Consider the following 17,213-nt stretch of genomic DNA (forward strand, 5'->3'; position numbering starts at 1 on the left):
GAGGAGATCACGATGACTTTACGCCTGGGCGATACCGCCCCCGACTTTGAACAAGACAGCTCGATCGGCCCGATCAAGTTCCACGAGTGGGCTGGCGACTCCTGGGTGGTGCTGTTTTCCCACCCGGCCGACTTCACCCCTGTCTGCACCACCGAACTGGGCCTGACCGCCAAGCTGAAACCGGAATTCGACAAGCGCAACGTGAAAGCCGTGGCCTTGTCGGTCGATGCGGCCGAATCGCACAAAAGCTGGATCAAGGATATCGAAGAGACGCAAAACACGGTGGTGGGCTTTCCCATCATCGCCGACGTCGACAAGAAGGTATCGGTGCTGTACGACATGATCCACCCGGAACAGTCGGTTACCGCCACCGTGCGCTCGGTGTTCGTCATCGACCCGAACAAGAAAGTGCGCCTGATTCTCACGTATCCGCTCAGCACCGGCCGCAATTTCGATGAAATTCTGCGCGTCATCGATGCCCTGCAGCTGACGGACGGCTACACGGTGGCCACCCCCGGCAACTGGAAAGATGGCGACGACGTCATCATCCCGCTGCCGGTGCAGGACCCGGAAGTGATCAAGCAGAAATACCCGAAAGGCTTTACGGCCGCCAAGCCCTACCTGCGCCTGACACCTCAGCCAAACAAGTAATCGGTTTTTTACACAAAAACGCACCTTGCAGGTGCGTTTTTTTTCGTCCATCGCTTTCCATGCTTATGTATGCATTTTGCATCTAAGCAAATGAGAAATGGTTAGTTCTTTTTATAACGATTGCATGTGAATATGGCGCCCTGTTACTCGAAAATGTAATAAGAAGGGGATTCCATGTCTGAAGCAACACTAGCACCGGTGAAGGCGCGCGGCGCGCCGTTCCGGGTCATGCCGGGTTTCAAGCTGTCATTGGGCTTTACGCTGTTCTACCTGGCGCTGATCGTGCTGATCCCGCTGTCAGCGGTGTTTCTGAAGACGTTCACCATGACGTGGGACGCGTTTTTCACGGCCGTCACCTCGCAGCGCGTGATGGCCTCGTACCGCCTGACGTTTGGCGCCTCGCTGATCGCTGCCTTGCTCAACGTGATTTTTGGCGGCATCCTCGCCTGGGTGCTGGTGCGCTACAAGTTTCCCGGCAAGCGCATTATCGACGCGCTGGTCGACTTGCCGTTTGCGCTGCCAACCGCGGTGGCCGGCATTACCCTGACTGCCCTGTATTCCTCGAATGGCTGGTTTGGCCAGTTCATCGAAGGCGTGCTTGGCATCAAGGTGGCGTTTACGCCGCTGGGCGTGGTGGTGGCGCTGACCTTTATCGGCCTGCCGTTTGTGGTGCGCACGGTGCAGCCGGTGCTGGAAGATGCGGAAAAAGAGCTTGAAGAAGCGGCCGCCAGCCTGGGCGCCAATTCCCTGCAGACTTTTACGCGCGTGATTTTCCCGACCATCCTGCCATCGCTGCTGACCGGCTTTGCGCTGGCCTTTGCCCGCGCCACCGGCGAATACGGTTCCGTCATTTTTATCGCCGGCAATATGCCGATGGTGTCGGAAATCACGCCGTTGTTCATTATTACCAAGCTGGAACAATACGATTACGCGGGCGCCACGGCGATTGCCGTCGTGATGCTGGTGATCTCGTTCCTGCTGTTGTTGACGATTAACCTGCTGCAAGCGTGGACACGCGGAAAGGGCAAGAAATAATGACGACCAAAGTCTCCGCTGTCGCCACCGTGGAAGATGCGTTGCCGAAAGCACGCCGCATCGAACCCGCCGCCGGCCCCGTCGTGCTCGAACCGTTGTGGGTACGCACCGTCCTGATCACGGTGGCGCTGCTGTTCCTCACCGCTTTCCTGATCGTGCCGCTGGTGGCGGTGTTTGCCGAAGCGTTCAAGAAGGGCTGGGAAGCCTACATAGCTGCCATTATCGACCCCGATGCGATTTCCGCCATCAAGCTGACATTGATCACGGCAGCGATTGCCGTGCCGCTGAACCTGGTGTTCGGCGTGGCCGCATCGTGGTGCATTGCCAAGTTCGAGTTCCGTGGCAAAAGCATTTTGCTGACCCTGATCGACCTGCCGTTTTCGGTCTCGCCGGTGATTTCCGGCCTGATCTATGTGCTGATGTTCGGCGCCCAGGGCTGGTTCGGTCCGTGGCTGCAGGAACACGACATCAAGATTTTGTTTGCCGTGCCCGGCATCGTGCTGGCAACCATCTTCATTACCTTCCCGTTTGTCGCGCGCGAGCTGATTCCGCTGATGCAGTCGCAGGGCAGCGAAGAGGAAGAGGCGGCGCTGGTGCTGGGCGCCTCGGGCTGGAATACCTTCCGCCGCGTGACCTTGCCGAACATCAAGTGGGGCCTGCTGTATGGCGTGATTTTGTGCAATGCGCGCGCCATGGGCGAGTTTGGCGCGGTGTCGGTGGTGTCCGGCCATATCCGCGGCGAAACCAACACCATGCCGCTGCAGGTGGAGATTCTGTACAACGAGTACAACTTCGCCGCCGCCTTTGCCGTGGCCTCGCTGCTGGCCCTGCTGGCCTTGGTGACCCTGGCCCTGAAAGCCTTTATTGAGTGGCGTTTGAACGAGAGCGACGCCGACGATTCCGCCTTACGTTCCACGGAGCACTGACATGACCATCGCAGTTAAAAACATCAACAAGCGTTTCGGCGATTTCGTCGCCCTCGACAATATCTCGCTGGACTTTCCTGCCGGCGAACTGACGGCGCTGCTGGGCCCGTCCGGTTGCGGCAAGACCACCTTGCTGCGCATTATTGCCGGCCTCGAACATCCGGACAGCGGCCAGGTGCTGCTCGACGCCGAAGACGCCTCGAACCGCCATGTGCGCGAGCGCCAGGTCGGCTTCGTGTTCCAGCACTATGCGCTGTTCAAGCACATGACGGTATTTGAAAACGTGGCCTTTGGCCTGCGCGTCAAGTCGCGCGCCGAGCGCCCGTCCGAAGACCAGATCCGCCGCAAGGTGAAAGACTTGCTGGAGCTGGTGCAGCTGGACTGGCTGGCCGACCGTTATCCGCCGCAGTTGTCCGGCGGCCAGCGCCAGCGTATCGCGCTGGCCCGCGCGCTGGCGGTGGAGCCGCGCGTGCTGCTGCTTGACGAGCCGTTCGGCGCGCTCGACGCCAAGGTACGCAAGGAATTGCGCCGCTGGCTGCGCCGCCTGCATGACGACCTGCACGTGACCAGCATTTTCGTCACGCACGACCAGGAAGAGGCGCTGGAAGTGGCCGACCAGGTGGTGCTGATGAACAAGGGCACGGTCGAGCAGCTCGGTTCGCCCGAGCAGGTCTACAACCATCCTGCGTCACCGTTTGTGTATGGCTTCCTCGGCAACGTCAACCTGTTCCATGGCCGTGTGCACGATGGCGTGATGGCCACCGGCGACGCCAGTTTCGACGTGCCCGATTACGCGGGCGTGAGCGACAGCAAAGGCACCGCCTATGTGCGGCCGCACGACCTGGAAATCGACCGCTACACGCCGGGCGCCGACGGCATCGTGGTGAAACTGAGCCGCGCCCATGCGATCGGTCCGCTGGCCCAGCTGGACTTGCAGCGCGTCGATAACAGCGAACTGATCGAAGCGGTGATGTCGAACGAACGCTTCAGCCATCTGCAGCTGAAAGAAGGCGAGACCTTGGTCGTGCGACCGAAGCGCCTGCATGTATTTGTCGAACCGACACGAACTTGATTGGAATGACATGAACTTTCAACAATTGCGCTCGATACGCGAGGCAGCGCGCCGCGGTTATAACCTGACGGAAGTGGCGAATGCCCTGTTTACCTCGCAGCCTGGCGTGAGCCGGCAGATCCGCGAACTGGAAGACGAGCTGGGCGTGGTCATTTTCGAGCGCAACGGCAAGCGGTTGACGGGCCTGACCGAGCCGGGCAAGGGCATCCTGAAGATCGTTGACCGCCTGTTGATCGAAGCGGAAAACCTGCAGCAGGCCAGCCTGGAATACAGCGGCCAGACCAGCGGTACCTTGTCGGTGGCGGCCACCCACACCCAGGCCCGCTATGCGCTGCCGAAAGTGGTGCAGGGCTTTCGCGCGGCCTTTCCCGATGTGCGCATCGCGCTGCAGCAAAGCGCGCCCGAGCACATCGCCGAATGGGTGCTGTCGGGCAAGACCGATATCGGCATCGCCACCGAGGGCCTGAGCCAGTTCCCCGACCTGGTGTCGTTCCCGTGCTACCGCTGGAGCCATCTGATCGTGGTGCCGGACGGCCACCCGCTGCTGGAACACTCGCCGATTCGCCTGGAAGACCTGGCCAAATACCCGTTGATCACCTACGACAAGGGCTTTACGGGCCGCGGCCATATCGACGATGCGTTTGCCAAGGCCGGCGTGACCACCGACATCATTTTGACCGCCATGGATTCGGACGTCATCAAGCAATACGTGGCGCTGGGCATGGGCGTGGGCATCGTCGCCTCGATGGCCTTCGACCATGGCCGCGACAAGGGCTTGCGCGCGGTGGAAGCGTCGCACCTGTTCGCTACCAATACCACCCGCCTGGCCGTGCGCCGCGGCGCCTATCTGCGCGCCTATGCGTATGAATTCATTTTGCAACTGGCACCGGACCTGACGCGCGAGGATATCGACCGCGCCATGAGTGGCGAAGAAGCGCTGTAAGCGATTTTCTTCAGGCCGCCTTGCGGCTGACCAGCCTGGCCGCCAGCAGCACGCCGGCCACGCCCAGCATCCAGGCGGTGCTGCTGCCGGAAAAGCCGATGGCGGTATTGGCGGCGATCTTGCCGGCCTGCGGCTTGAGCAGCGCCAGGCGGCGCTTGCTCATCTGCACGCCCAGCGCACCGAGGCGTTCGCTGTCGAGCAAGGTTTCCGCTTGCGGCAGCAGCACGGTTTCCTCGTCGGCCACATGATGCATCACGTCGCGCATCAGTTCGTGCAGCAGGGCGTCGTGGCGTGCGCTCGATGCGTCGCAGGCGCGCAACTCGGCGATCAGGCGGCGCATCTCCTGGTGCTCGGGCACGCTTTTTTGCAGCACCGGCAAGGCCGGGTTCAGCTGGCGCAATCGCGGATAGAAAATTTCTTCTTCCAGGGTGGCATGAATTTCCAGTGCGCTGCAAATGGTTTCGGCCAGCGCCTTCTTGACGGCGGGTTTCTTGCTGGTCGTGTACTGGTGAAACGTCAGCAGCACATGCGAATGGTCGAAGCGGATCATGTCGGTAATCGACGGGCTCAGTTTGCTCAATGACAGCATGGCTTTCTCCGTGAGGGATGACCATTGATGATAGTGCAGGCCGATGCCCGCACCGCAGGCAGACGGCCTTGGTTTGCGCTGGCGCAAAACCTGGCCGCGCCGCACGGCAGGAAGCACGCTGCGCCTTCAGCCTTTATGATGATCGTTCCCGCTCACCACAAAGGACAGACATGACGGCTGCGATCCCCCATTTGACCCTCAACGATGGCCAGCGCCTGGCGCAGATCGGCTTTGGCACCTGGCCGCTGGACGACGCGCAAGCGCAAACGGCAGTGCAGGCGGCGCTGGGCTGTGGCTATCGCCTGATCGACACGGCGGCCCGTTACGGTAATGAAACCGGCGTCGGGCGCGGCATCGTCGCCAGCGGCGTGGCGCGTGACCAGGTGCAGCTGACCAGCAAGCTGCGTGGCAGCGAACACGGCTTTGACAGCACCTTGCGCGCGTTTGACGCCACCCTGGCGGCATTGAAAACCGATTACCTCGACCTGTACCTGATCCACTGGCCGCTGCCGATGCGCGACCTGTATGTCGACACCTGGCGCGCTTTCATCCGCCTGCGCGAGGAAGGGCGCATCCGCTCGATCGGCGTCTCGAACTTCCAGCCGGCCCATATCGACCGGCTGCTGGCGGAAACCGGCGTGCTGCCGGCCGTCAACCAGATCGAGCTGCACCCGGACTTCACGCAAGCGGCGCTGCGCGCCTGGCATGCGCGCCAGGGCATCGTGATCGAGAGCTGGAGTCCGCTGGGGCGCGGCGAAGTATTGAAGGACGCCACGGTGGCGCGCATCGCGCAAAAACATGGCCGCCCGGCCGCGCAGATACTGCTGCGCTGGCATGTGCAGCACGGCCTGGTGGCGATCCCGAAATCACAGGACCCCGGGCGCATGCGGCAGAACCTGGCCGTGTTCGACTTTGCGCTCGACGCGGACGACCTGGCGGCGCTGGCGCTGCTTGATGGCGAGCATCGGCAGGGTGGGGATCCGGATACCAACGACGAACGGTAAGTTAGCGTCAACAATGTTGTCGGATTACGGCCCTGCGGGCCTAATCCGACCTACGATCTTGTCGGGGCAGTAGGTCGGATTAGCGTAGCGTAATCCGACAACCGCCCCATCAGCATTACCAGCTATACCCAGCCTTCGCATAGTAATAACGGCCATTGAAACCGTTCGGCGCGAAGATGCTGTACGGCTGGGTGCCGGCCACGTTCAGGTTGCCGGCGCTGGTCACTTTCGCCGGGTAGCGGTTTGTGACGTTGTCGATGCCGGCGGCCAGGCGCCAGTTCTTGCCCAGCTTGACGCTGCCCGACAAATCGAGCACCCACTGCGGATCGTAGTTCTGGTCCAGCGTCACATTGTTTTGCGGCACCGTAAAGCTGCCGTAGCGCGTGACCACGCCGTGCGCGTTCCAGTTGCCGAAGCCATAGTCGGCGGCCAGGCTGAACTTGTCCTTCGGCGAGGCGACCGTGGCGCGGGCAATGGTCTGGCGGTCGATCAGCAGCAGGTTGTTGGCGGTCAGGACGGCTGGATTGTCGGCGATTTTTTGTACCGAGCTCTTGTTGTGGTTGTAGGCCACGGTAAAGTCCAGCCGGTCTTTTTCCTGCAGCTCGATGCGGTAGGTGCTGACGATATCGACGCCCTTGGTGCGGGTGTCGACCGCATTGGTGAAGTAGCGCGCCGCGCCGACGGCCGTGCCCTGCGCCGCCAGTTGCGCCTGCAGTGCGCTGTTCAGCGCCAGATTGGCCGAGAACAGGATGCGGTTGTCGATGTCGATGCGGTAGGCGTCGATCGAGGTGGTGAAGTTGCGGTTCGGCTGGAATTGCAGGCCCAGGCTGTAGTTGCGGGCTTTTTCCGGCTTCAGGTCTTGCGCACCCAAGGCGCGTGCCTGTGGCGTATTGACGGCAAAGGTGCCCGTCTCGATCGGCGTATTGGTGCCGTTGATGACCTGGAAGTTGGTGGTGGTAATGGTGTAGTACTGCTGCGCCAGCGATGGCGCGCGGAAGCCGCTCGAGGCCGTGCCGCGCAACGACAGCGCGTCGGTAAAGGCATAGCGCGCCGAACCCTTGGCCGAGGTGGTGTTGCCAAAGTCGCTGTAGCGCTCATGGCGCAGCGCCACGCCGCCCGACAGTTTTTTCGTTACTTCCGCTTCCAGGTTCACATAGACCGATTCATTATGGCGCGAGTGGCTGCCGGCGTTGGCTGGACGAAAACCTGCAAAGCCCTGCGAACCGCTGCCCGAGTATGACGCTTCGTCACCGGCGCCGATGCTGTATTTTTCATGGCGCGCCTCAACACCGGCGGCCACCGTCAGCGGCCCGGTAAAGGCGGGCACGGCAAATTCGCGCGCGGCGTCGAGGTTGAACACGGTCTGTTCGTTTTTCAGCGAACCGGCATAAAAATGCGTGGGACTGTTGATGCCCAGCGGGCCGATCGACAGGTTGATGGTGTTGTCCAGGTCCAGTTCGAACTTGTTGCTGCCGTAGTTCAGGCTGGCGTCCCAGCGCCAGCCGGCCGCTTCGCCGCGCAAGCCGGTCACCAGCGACTGGTCTGTCAGGGTGCTGTTTTGCAGCGGCAAGAAGCCTTCCGGGTACACCGGCGTGCGCAGCGCGGTACCGTTGTAGGCGGTGCGCCAGGTGGCGGCGGCCGAGGTGTCGCGCTTGCCGTAGTTGCCGAAGGCATACCAGTCGATATTGTCGTTGATGTGGTATTCGCTGTTGAAGAAGACGGTGGCCGGCTGGCTTTCGGCGTCGCCGTAGCGCTGGTTGACCTGGCCGTAGCGCGGTTCCAGCGGATTGCGCAAATCCGCGCCGGCGCGGTTGGTCGGATCGCGGTCGGCCACTTCGGCCGACAGGCGCAGCCAGCCGTCCTCGCCGAGCGCAAAGCCGGCCGAACCCTTGATTGACTTCTGCTTGCCGTCGCGTTCCTGGGTCTGGCCATAGCCCACTTCCACGTCGCCGCCGGCCGCGCCTTTTTTCAGGATGATATTGATCACGCCGGCGATCGCGTCCGAACCATACTGGGCGGCGGCGCCATCGCGCAGCACTTCCACGTGGTCGATGGCGGCCAGCGGAATCGCGTTCAGGTCGACCGGCGCCGAGCCGCGGCCCAGCGAGCCGTTGACATTGACCACGGCGGACGTATAACGGCGCTTGCCGTTGACCAGCACCAGCGTCTGGTCGGGCGACAGGCCGCGCAGCTGGGCCGGACGCACGGCGTCGCTGGCGTCGGCGCCGGTGGCGCGCGCGAAGTTCAGCGACGGCAGCAGGCGCGCCAGCACGGTGGCCAGTTCGCCCGAACCGGTGCTTTGCAGGTCGCGCGAGGTCAGGATGTCGATCGGCGATTCGGAATCGATGGTGCGGCGGTTTTTCGCAAAGGTGCCGGTCACGACCACCGATTGCAGTTCGCCATCGGCCGGCAGTTCCTGCTGGGCGTGTGCGGGCAGGGCGAAACAGGCCACCAGGCTGGCGGCGATGACGGTCTTGACGGGGAGGGCGCGGACGGCGCTACGGGCTTGTGGGGAACTCATCGACTATATCTCTTCGGTTAGTGATTCAGGTGACGCGGACCGTGGAGGTCCTGCGATGTCATCAGATTAACAGTGGGCGCGTGGCGCGCTACGAATGCTTCTGTGTATCGTTATGCGATAAACGGATAATGCGCGGGCAATTTGCAGGAGTAGCGCATATCGCCTTGCTATCCAGCATACGACCGGGCATGGCGGCACCGCAATGGTGCACTGCAAGGGAATGGTGCTTGTTGTATAAAAACGACTGCCGGCGGCGTTGCGCCACCGGCAGGGAGCGGCTTTACTGACCGGGGTTGGTCAGCGTGGCGTGAATGGCGTCAACCGCCGCGATGATTTCCGGCGACAGCGTGATGCTGTAGGCGTCGATATTGTGAGCCAGCTGCTCCAGGCTGGTCGCGCCGATAATGGTTGAAGCGATAAACCAGCGCGAGTAGCACCAGGCCAGCGCCAGTTGGGTTGGCGTCAGGCCATGCTCGCGCGCCAGCACCGCGTACTGGCGGGCCGCTTCGATCGTCGCTGGGCGGATATAGCGCGGGCTCCAGCCGGGCGGGAAAATCGTCAGGCGGCCGCGCGCCTGCGGATCGTCGAGGTATTTGGCCGTCAGCTGACCGAACGCCAGCGGGCTGTAGGCCAGCAGGCCCACGTTTTCGCGGTGGCAGGTTTCGTCCAGCAGGCCGGTCTCGAACTGGCGCGCCGTCAGGTTGTACAGGTTCTGGATCGATGCGATGCGCGGCAGGCCTTTCAGTTCGGCCTGCTTGATATATTCGCATACGCCCCACGACGATTCGTTCGACACGCCGATATGGCCGATCTTGCCTTCGTCGACCAGCTTGCCCAGGATCGCCAGCGTGTCTTCGATGGCGACCGACTCGCGTTCATGCTGCGGATTAAAACTGTTGGCGCCGAAGATGGGCACATTGCGGCTGGGCCAGTGCAGCTGGTACAGATCGATATGCTCGGTCTGCAAACGGCGCAGGCTGTCTTCGACGGCGGCGCGGATATTTACCGCGTCGAGGTTGTTCTTGCCGCCGCGTATCCAGTGCATGCGGCTGTTCGGCCCGGCGACCTTGCTGGCCAAAACGATGCCGCTGCGCTTGCCGCTTTTTTTCAGCCAGCTGCCGATATAACGCTCGGTATTGCCCTGCGTTTCCGGGCTGGCCATCACCGGATACATCTCGGCCGTATCGATGAAATTGATGCCGCGCTCGAGCGCGTAATCGAGCTGGCTGTGCGCTTCGGCTTCGCTGTTCTGCTCGCCAAACGTCATGCTGCCCAGGCAGATTTTGCTGACCAGCAGGCTGCTCGAACCGAGTGTGATCTTGTCCATGCCGTCTCCTTAGTGTGACCTGGCCTGCTTGCCGCGCAGCGCGCGCGCGCAGTCGCCGACCAGCGCCGGGCCGGCATAAATCAGGCCGCTGTACAGCTGCACCAGCTGCGCGCCCGCTTCGAACTTGGCCACCGCATCCTGGCCCTGCATGATGCCGCCCACGCCGATGATCGGCAGCGCATCACCCAGTTCCGCCCGCAGCAGACGGATCACGGTGTTCGACAGTTCGAACACGGGCGCGCCCGACAGGCCACCGGCTTCCGCGCCATGCTCCATGCCTTCCACGGCGCTGCGCGAGAGCGTGGTATTGGTGGCGATCACGCCGTCGATGCCGTGGCGCGTGAGGGATTCGGCGATGCTTTTTACCTGTTCTCCATCCATGTCCGGCGCGATTTTCAGGGCCAGCGGCACATAGCGCTTGTGCTGGTCGGCCAGGCGCGCCTGCGCCGCTTTTAATTGCGAAAGCAGGGCGTCGAGTTCGGATGCGCCCTGCAGCTGGCGCAGGTTTTTCGTATTTGGCGACGAGATATTCACCGTCACATAGCTGGCATACGGATAGACTTTTTCCAGGCACAGCAGGTAATCCTCGGCTGCTTTCTCGATCGGCGTATCGGCGTTCTTGCCGATGTTCAGGCCCAGCACGCCAGCACGCTCCTGATAAAACTTCGAGGCCTGCACATTGGCGACAAAGGCGTCCACGCCGCCATTGTTGAAACCCATGCGGTTGATGATGCCCTGCGCCTGCGGCAGGCGGAACATGCGCGGCTTCGGATTGCCGGCCTGCGCGCGCGGCGTGACGGTGCCGACTTCGATCGAGCCAAAGCCCATGTCGGCCAGCGCATCGATAAACGCGCCATCCTTGTCCAGCCCGGCGGCCAGGCCGACCGGATTGGGGAAGGTGATGCCCATTACCGTGCGCGGGTCGGCGGCCGGTTTGCCGGCCAGTTTCGTCAGGCCCAGCGCGGCCGCGCGTTTCAATGCAGGCAGGGTGAAATGGTGGGCCGCTTCGGCATCCATGGAAAACAGCAGCGGGCGGGCGAGGGAGTACAGGAATTTTTTGGACATGGGTTTTTCGAAGATTGCGCGGGGCGTGATGCGGTGATTGGGTCTGTCTATGGGTGGCGTATTTTACCGTGTTCCCCGGCGCTGCCGGGTGTATAGTTCTTGTTGGCCTAATGCAATTGTTGATTCATTACCAAGCTGCATGGGCGCCGTGTACCTTCCTGCTTCCTTACATTATCAGCGAGACACAGATTGAACAAGACACCGATTTTGACGGCCATCGCCGCCGCTGCCGCACTGCTGCTGGGCCACCCCGCCACCGCCTTTGCATTACCCAATACCACCGACACCCGCATGCTGAGCGAGCCGGCCGTCTCGAACCAGCATATCGCCTTTGTCTACGCCGGTGATTTGTGGCTGAGCAATCGCGATGGCGGCGGCGCACGGCGATTGACGTCCGACCTGGGCGACAAATCGAACCCGGTGTTTTCGCCTGATGGCAGCCTGATCGCGTACAGCGCCAATATCGACGGCAATATCGACGTGTATGTGATTGCGGCTGCCGGTGGCGTGCCGCGCCGCCTCACTTTCCACCCCGGCGCTGACCTGGCGCAGGCGTTCACGCCGGATGGCAAGTCGGTGATGTTCACCTCGCCACGCGCCGCCTTCAACAACCGCTTCCAGAAGCTGTTTACGGTGCCGGTAACGGGCGGCGTGGAAACCCAGCTGGAAATCCCAAACGCCTCGCGCGCCACGTATTCGCCAGACGGCCAGCGCATCGCCTACAACCCCCTGATGCCGGCGTTCAAGCAGTGGAAACGCTACCGGGGCGGCACCAATTCCTGGCTGTGGCTGTTTTCGTCCGCCGACAAGTCGATCGAAAAAATCCCGCAGCCGAGCACCCGCTCGAACGACGTCGATCCGATCTGGCTGGGCGATACCGTCTACTTCAGGTCGGACCGCAATGGCGAATTCAATCTGTATGCCTACGATGTAAAAAGCAAGGCGGTGCGCCAGCTGACGCAGCATATGGACTTCCCGGTGCTGAACGCCTCGGCCGCCAACGGCGCCATCGTCTACGAGCAGGCCGGCTATCTGCATAGCCTGGACCTGGCCAGCGGCCAGTCGAAAAAGCTGGTGATCGGCGTTGCCAGCGACCTGGGGCAAACGCGGCCGCGCTGGGTCAAGGGCGCGAAATATATCCGTGACGCCTCGATCTCGCCGTCGGGCGCGCGTGTGGCGTTTGAATACCGGGGCGAGATCGTCACCATCCCGGCCGACAAGGGCGATGTGCGCAACCTGACGCAAACGCCGGGTGCCAACGAGCGCACCCCAATCTGGTCACCCGATGGCCGCTCGGTGGCGTATTTTTCGGACGAGTCGGGCGAGTACGAACTGCATGTGCGGGCTCAGGATGGCAAGGGTGCGGTACGCAAGTTCAAGCTCAACGGCAGCGGCTTCTACGACAGCGCCGTCTGGTCGCCCGACAGCAAAAAGATCGCCTTTGCCGACAACGGCTGGAGCATGTATGTGATCGATGTCAGTTCTGGCAAGGTGCAGAAGATCGCCACCGAGCCGATGTATGGCGTCGACAAGAGCATGCGCGCTTCGTGGGCGCCCGATTCGCGCTGGCTGGCCTACACGCTCAATTCAGCCACCTATACGCGCAGCGCGTATATCTATTCGGTCGAGCAGAACAAGTCGATGCCGGTGACCGATGGTTTGTCCGACGTGGCCGAACCGGTGTTCGACAAGAATGGCAAATACCTGTATTTCTTTGCTTCGACCAATGCCGGCCCCAGCAACAACTGGTTCTCGCAGCAGAACGAAGACAACCTGGTGACGCGCACGGTGTGGATGGCGGTGCTGAGGAATGATTTGCCGTCGCCATTGATCAAGGAAAGCGACGAGGAAAAAGCCGCCGGCACGGAGCCGAAGAAGGACGCCGCCAAGGCCGACAGCGAAGCGAAAAACGAGCCGAAGATCGATCCGAAGACGGGCCGCGACGATCCGAAAGTGAATGTGGCGCCGGTGGCGCCGATCCGCATCGATTTCGACGGCATTGCCACCCGTATCGTCGACCTGCCGATGCCTGCCGCGCAGTTTTCCAGCCTGTCGGCCGGCGGCGATGGCCAGATCTTTTTCCTGCGCGAGAACGACGGCAAGAAGGCGGTGCAGCGCTTCGACCTGAAGGATCGCAAGGCCGACACCGTGGTGGCGGAAGCCGATGATTTCGAGGTCTCGGCTGACGGCAAGAAGCTGCTGTACCGGCAGAAGGACAACTGGGCCATGGGTTCGGCCACCGGGAAGGTGCTGGCGCCTGCTGAAGGCAAGATCAAGATCGATGCGATCGAAGTGAAGGCCGATCCGCGCGCCGAGTGGACGCAGATTTTCAATGAGGTATGGCGCATCAACCGCGATTATTTCTATGATCCGGCCATGCATGGCGTGGACTGGAAAGCCATGCGCGACAAGTACGCGGCCTTTTTGCCTGAACTGTCGAGCCGCGCCGACCTGAACCGTTTGATACAGTGGATGTGCAGCGAGCTGGCTGTCGGCCACCATCGCGGTGGCGGTGGCGACGACTTTATCGACGCCAAAAAAGTGCCGGGCGGCCTCTTGGGCGCCGACTACGAAGTGAGCAACGGCCACTATCGCTTCAAGAAGGTGTACGGCGGCCTGAACTGGAACCCTACCTTGCGCGCGCCGCTGACCGAGCCGGGCCTGAACGTCAAGGCCGGCGAATACCTGCTGGCCGTCGACAGCCGCCCGGTGGCGCCGCCCACCAATCTGTATAGCGCGTTTGAAAACACGGCAGGCAAGGCCATCGACCTGACCATCGGGCCGTCGGCTGATGGCAAGGGCGCGCGCACCATCACGGTGGTGCCGGTGCCGACGGAGGATGCTTTACGCAACCGCGACTGGATCGAGGGCAACATGCGCAAGGTGAACGCGGCCACCGGCGGCAAGGTGGCCTATGTTTATGTGCCCAATACGGCGGGCCTGGGCCACACCTACTTCAAGCGCTATTTCTTCCCGCAGGCCGACAAACAGGCCATTATCGTTGACGAGCGCTTCAACGGCGGCGGCAGCGTGGCCGACTATTACATTGAAATTTTGCAGAAGAAAGAGATCGCCTGGTGGGCCATGCGCTATGGCGCCGACATGAAGACGCCGTCGGCCTCGATCCAGGGCCCGCGCGCCATGCTGATCGACGAGACGGCCGGCTCGGGCGGCGACCTGCTGCCGTGGATGTTCCGCAAGAACAACATGGGCCCGCTGATCGGCAAGGCCACCTGGGGCGGCCTGGTCGGCATCCTCGGCTTCCCCGTGCTGATGGACGGCGGCACCATTACCGCGCCCAACCTGGCGTTCTGGACCCGTGAAAACGGCTGGGGCGTGGAAAACGAAGGCGTGCCGCCCGATATCGAAGTCGAGCAAACACCGGCCGACGTGATCGCCGGCCGTGATCCGCAACTGGAAAAAGCCATCGAGGTGATACAGGCCGAGCTGGCCAAAAATCCACCGGTGCGGCCGATACGGCCGGCGTATCCGGACAAGAGCAAATAAGTGAAAAGGGGCGCAAGCCCCTTTTTTACATCACCACCCACTGTCCTTTGATTCTGGCTTCCAGCGGCTTGAAGTTGATTTTATAAGCCATCTTCGGGCTCTGGGCGATCCAGTAGCCCAAGTACACGTATGGCAGCCCCAGCTCGCGCGCCTGGGCGATCTGCCACAGCACGTTGTAGGTGCCGTAGGAGGCGCCCGGCACATCCGGATCGAAAAAGGTGTAGACGGAAGACAGGCCATCGGCCAGCACGTCGATGATGCTGACCATGCGCAGCACGCCGTCGGGGTCGCGGAATTCCACCAGACGCGTGTTGACCCGGCTTTGCAGCAGGAACTGGGCGTACTGGTCGCGGCTGTCCTGGTCCATGCCGCCGCCTGCGTGGCGCGTGCTCTGGTAGCGCAGGTACAGCTCGTAATGTTCGTCAAGAAAGGACAGGGTGGCCACGCCGGCCTGCAGCTGCGCATGGCGGCTCCAGGCGCGGCGCTGGTTGCGGCTGGCGGCAAAATCCTGCGCGGCCACCCGCACCGGGATGCAGGCCTGGCAGCCGTCGCAATACGGGCGGTAGGTAAAGATGCCGCTGCGCCGGAAGCCGTTGCGCACCAGTTCGGAATACACATCGCTGTTGATCAGGTGCGAGGGCGTGGCCACCTGCGAGCGCGCCTGGCGCTCTTCCAGGTAGCTGCAGGGGTAGGGCGCCGTCGTATAGAACTGCAGGGTGGCAAACGGTAGTTCGTTCAGGTGCGTCATGGTGGTCCAGTATGAGGCAGCGGTGTTGCCTGCAACGATAGCATAGCTACGCCCTGGCCGCAGTGTGCCAGTCGGTGATTTGTGCTTCTTCAATTGCGCCGCGCAGATGGGCCAGGAAGCGCGCGCGCGAAATCGGCGCCGCGCCCAGCGAGGCCAGGTGGCGCGTCTCCTGCTGGCAGTCGATCATCTTCACGCCGCGTTCTTTCAAAAAGCGCACCAGCTGGGCCAGCGCGATTTTCGAGCCATCCGTTACGCGCGCGAACATCGACTCGCCGTAGAACATGCGCCCGATCGACACGCCATAGGCGCCGCCCACCAGTTCGCCGTCGAGCCACAATTCCGACGAGTGTGCATAGCCGAGCTTGTGCAGGCCCGTATAGCCGTCGATGATTTCGTCCGAGATCCACGTGCCGGGGCCATCCTTGCGTGGCGCGGCGCAGGCGCGCATGACGCCCTCGAAGTCGCCGTCGAAGCGCAACTGCCAGCGCCCGTCGGTGGCGGCGCTGCGCTCGACCTTGCGGATGGTTTTCTGCAGGCTGTCGGAGACTTTGAAGTTTTCTGTCATCAGCACCATGCGCGGATCGGTGCTCCACCACAGTATCGGCTGGCCTTCGGAAAACCAGGGAAAGATGCCGTGCCGGTAGGCGTCGAGCAGGCGCCGCGGCGACAGGTCGGCGCCGGCCGCCAGCAGGCCAGGCGCTTCGCCCGTCAGCGCGCGCGACACGTCGGGAAACGGGGTATGGAGATCGAGCCAGGGGATCATGCAGTATCGAGTAGCAGGGTTGAGGGCGGCTCAGTCGGCCGGCATGGCCATCGGGCGGTTGATGTCGCCCGTATGGAAACCGTAGCTGCCGCCTTCGCGGATCTTCACGCGGTCGGCAAAGAACAGTTCGAGCGTGGTGCGGATGGTGGGGAAAGCCAGGTCGTCCCAGGGGATCTGGCTTTCCGTAAACAGCTGCACTTCCAGGCTTTCGATGCCGGGCGCAAAATCGAGATCGCGCAGGCGCGCCAGATAAAACAGGTGCACCTGGTGCACGCGCTGCACGTTCAGCAGCGAAAACAACTTGCCCAGTTCGATATTCGCGCCCGCTTCCTCCACCGTTTCGCGCTCGGCCGCATCCGATGTGGTTTCATCGTTTTCCATGAAACCGGCCGGCAGGGTCCAGTAGCCAAGGCGCGGCTCGATGGCGCGCTTGCACAGCAGCACCTGCAACTGGCCATCCTGCTCCCATACCGGTATCGAGCCGACCACCATCTTCGGGTTCTGGTAATGAATGGTGCTGCAATTGGGGCAGACATAACGCAGGCGGTTGTCGCCATCCGGTATCGACAGGCTGACGGGATGGGCGCATTCGGAGCAGAATTTCATGGGCAGGCTGTAAGGTAAAAGATGGCAGGGGCTATGCGATAGTGTAACGCTTACTGTACACCGATTGCGTGCGCCGTGGCGTGCCGGGCAGACCGGGCATGCGCCGACTTTTTCTATTGAATGGCTCTATTACAGTCGATTTTAGAATAGCTATTGCCTAAGCCACCCGTTTGCGCTTATAATTCTTGTGCGGGGTGGAGCAGTCTGGCAGCTCGTCGGGCTCATAACCCGAAGGTCACAGGTTCAAATCCTGTCCCCGCAACCAATTCGAAGCCGCTGATTCCTTGCAAGAGGATCAGCGGTTTTTTCATGGCCGGGCGATATGTCAACGCCGCCCTTTACGCCGCTTAACAATCTGGTATATAATTCTTGTGCGGGGTGGAGCAGTCTGGCAGCTCGTCGGGCTCATAACCCGAAGGTCACAGGTTCAAATCCTGTCCCCGCAACCAATTCGAA

General features: G+C 62.0%; 14 protein-coding genes and 2 tRNA genes. 9 read left to right on the plus strand and 7 right to left on the minus strand.

What is annotated here, in order from left to right; genetic code table 11:
• Positions 1-12: 12 nt before the first annotated feature.
• The 5 genes from AC0Z42_RS15055 to AC0Z42_RS15075 all read left to right on the plus strand — a co-directional run bounded on the left by AC0Z42_RS15055 (position 13) and on the right by AC0Z42_RS15075 (position 4,627).
• The gene (locus AC0Z42_RS15055; RefSeq protein WP_485469012.1) at positions 13-651 is read left to right on the plus strand and encodes a peroxiredoxin; all 639 of its coding nucleotides are present in this window, start codon (positions 13-15) and stop codon (positions 649-651) included.
• A 228-nt stretch (positions 652-879) separates the two neighbouring features.
• On the plus strand, positions 880-1,686 hold the full coding sequence (gene cysT, locus AC0Z42_RS15060; RefSeq protein WP_485469032.1) for a sulfate ABC transporter permease subunit CysT: 807 nt from the start codon (positions 880-882) through the stop codon (positions 1,684-1,686).
• On the plus strand, positions 1,686-2,612 hold the full coding sequence (cysW, locus tag AC0Z42_RS15065; protein ID WP_485469013.1) for a sulfate ABC transporter permease subunit CysW: 927 nt from the start codon (positions 1,686-1,688) through the stop codon (positions 2,610-2,612). Before cysT ends, cysW begins: the two co-directional genes overlap by 1 nt.
• A 1-nt stretch (position 2,613) precedes the next feature.
• Positions 2,614-3,684, plus strand: coding sequence for a sulfate/molybdate ABC transporter ATP-binding protein (locus AC0Z42_RS15070; protein ID WP_485469014.1), 1,071 nt, complete (start codon positions 2,614-2,616; stop codon positions 3,682-3,684).
• A 10-nt stretch (positions 3,685-3,694) separates the two neighbouring features.
• Entirely contained in the window at positions 3,695-4,627 is a 933-nt protein-coding gene (locus AC0Z42_RS15075) for a CysB family HTH-type transcriptional regulator (RefSeq protein ID WP_485469015.1), read from the plus strand.
• A gap of 10 nt (positions 4,628-4,637) precedes the next feature.
• Here the strand turns inward: AC0Z42_RS15075 and AC0Z42_RS15080 are convergent, their stop codons facing one another.
• Positions 4,638-5,216, minus strand: a complete 579-nt coding sequence (locus AC0Z42_RS15080; protein ID WP_485469016.1) for a hemerythrin domain-containing protein — start codon at positions 5,214-5,216, stop codon at positions 4,638-4,640.
• 170 nt (positions 5,217-5,386) lie between these two features.
• Here AC0Z42_RS15080 and AC0Z42_RS15085 point away from each other — a divergent pair, with 170 nt between their 5' ends.
• Entirely contained in the window at positions 5,387-6,220 is an 834-nt protein-coding gene (locus tag AC0Z42_RS15085; RefSeq protein ID WP_485469017.1) for an aldo/keto reductase, read from the plus strand.
• A 115-nt stretch (positions 6,221-6,335) separates the two neighbouring features.
• Here AC0Z42_RS15085 and AC0Z42_RS15090 read toward each other — a convergent pair whose 3' ends face one another.
• From AC0Z42_RS15090 to AC0Z42_RS15100, 3 genes are all read right to left on the minus strand, one after another.
• The gene (locus tag AC0Z42_RS15090; protein ID WP_485469018.1) at positions 6,336-8,741 is read right to left on the minus strand and encodes a TonB-dependent receptor plug domain-containing protein; all 2,406 of its coding nucleotides are present in this window, start codon (positions 8,739-8,741) and stop codon (positions 6,336-6,338) included.
• A gap of 280 nt (positions 8,742-9,021) precedes the next feature.
• A complete protein-coding gene (locus AC0Z42_RS15095; protein WP_485469019.1) occupies positions 9,022-10,068 on the minus strand; it encodes an aldo/keto reductase in 1,047 nt (348 codons plus the stop codon).
• Positions 10,069-10,077: 9 nt separating this feature from the next.
• Complete coding sequence (locus tag AC0Z42_RS15100; protein ID WP_485469020.1) at positions 10,078-11,133, minus strand: quinone-dependent dihydroorotate dehydrogenase; 1,056 nt, start codon at positions 11,131-11,133, stop codon at positions 10,078-10,080.
• A gap of 189 nt (positions 11,134-11,322) precedes the next feature.
• On the opposite strand from AC0Z42_RS15100, the gene AC0Z42_RS15105 reads away from it, so the two are divergent.
• Positions 11,323-14,640 carry a S41 family peptidase gene (locus tag AC0Z42_RS15105; protein ID WP_485469021.1) on the plus strand — a complete coding sequence of 1,106 codons (3,318 nt, stop codon included), beginning with the start codon at positions 11,323-11,325 and terminating at the stop codon, positions 14,638-14,640.
• 25 nt (positions 14,641-14,665) lie between these two features.
• On the opposite strand, the gene AC0Z42_RS15110 is transcribed toward AC0Z42_RS15105, so the two are convergent.
• The 3 genes from AC0Z42_RS15110 to AC0Z42_RS15120 are packed head-to-tail and all read right to left on the minus strand — an operon-like array spanning position 14,666 to position 16,757.
• Entirely contained in the window at positions 14,666-15,388 is a 723-nt protein-coding gene (locus tag AC0Z42_RS15110) for an arginyltransferase (RefSeq protein WP_485469022.1), read from the minus strand.
• A gap of 46 nt (positions 15,389-15,434) precedes the next feature.
• The gene (aat, locus tag AC0Z42_RS15115) at positions 15,435-16,151 is read right to left on the minus strand and encodes a leucyl/phenylalanyl-tRNA--protein transferase (protein WP_485469023.1); all 717 of its coding nucleotides are present in this window, start codon (positions 16,149-16,151) and stop codon (positions 15,435-15,437) included.
• Between the two features lie 30 nt (positions 16,152-16,181).
• On the minus strand, positions 16,182-16,757 hold the full coding sequence (locus tag AC0Z42_RS15120) for an NUDIX hydrolase (protein ID WP_485469024.1): 576 nt from the start codon (positions 16,755-16,757) through the stop codon (positions 16,182-16,184).
• 188 nt (positions 16,758-16,945) lie between these two features.
• On the opposite strand from AC0Z42_RS15120, the gene AC0Z42_RS15125 reads away from it, so the two are divergent.
• Both AC0Z42_RS15125 and AC0Z42_RS15130 read left to right on the plus strand, forming a co-directional pair.
• Positions 16,946-17,022: transfer RNA gene (locus AC0Z42_RS15125), tRNA-Met, on the plus strand.
• Between the two features lie 107 nt (positions 17,023-17,129).
• Positions 17,130-17,206, plus strand: a tRNA-Met gene (locus AC0Z42_RS15130).
• The last annotated feature ends 7 nt before the right edge of the window (positions 17,207-17,213 follow it).

The organism is Janthinobacterium sp. 1L-D-8-B-C4 (assembly GCF_057291295.1).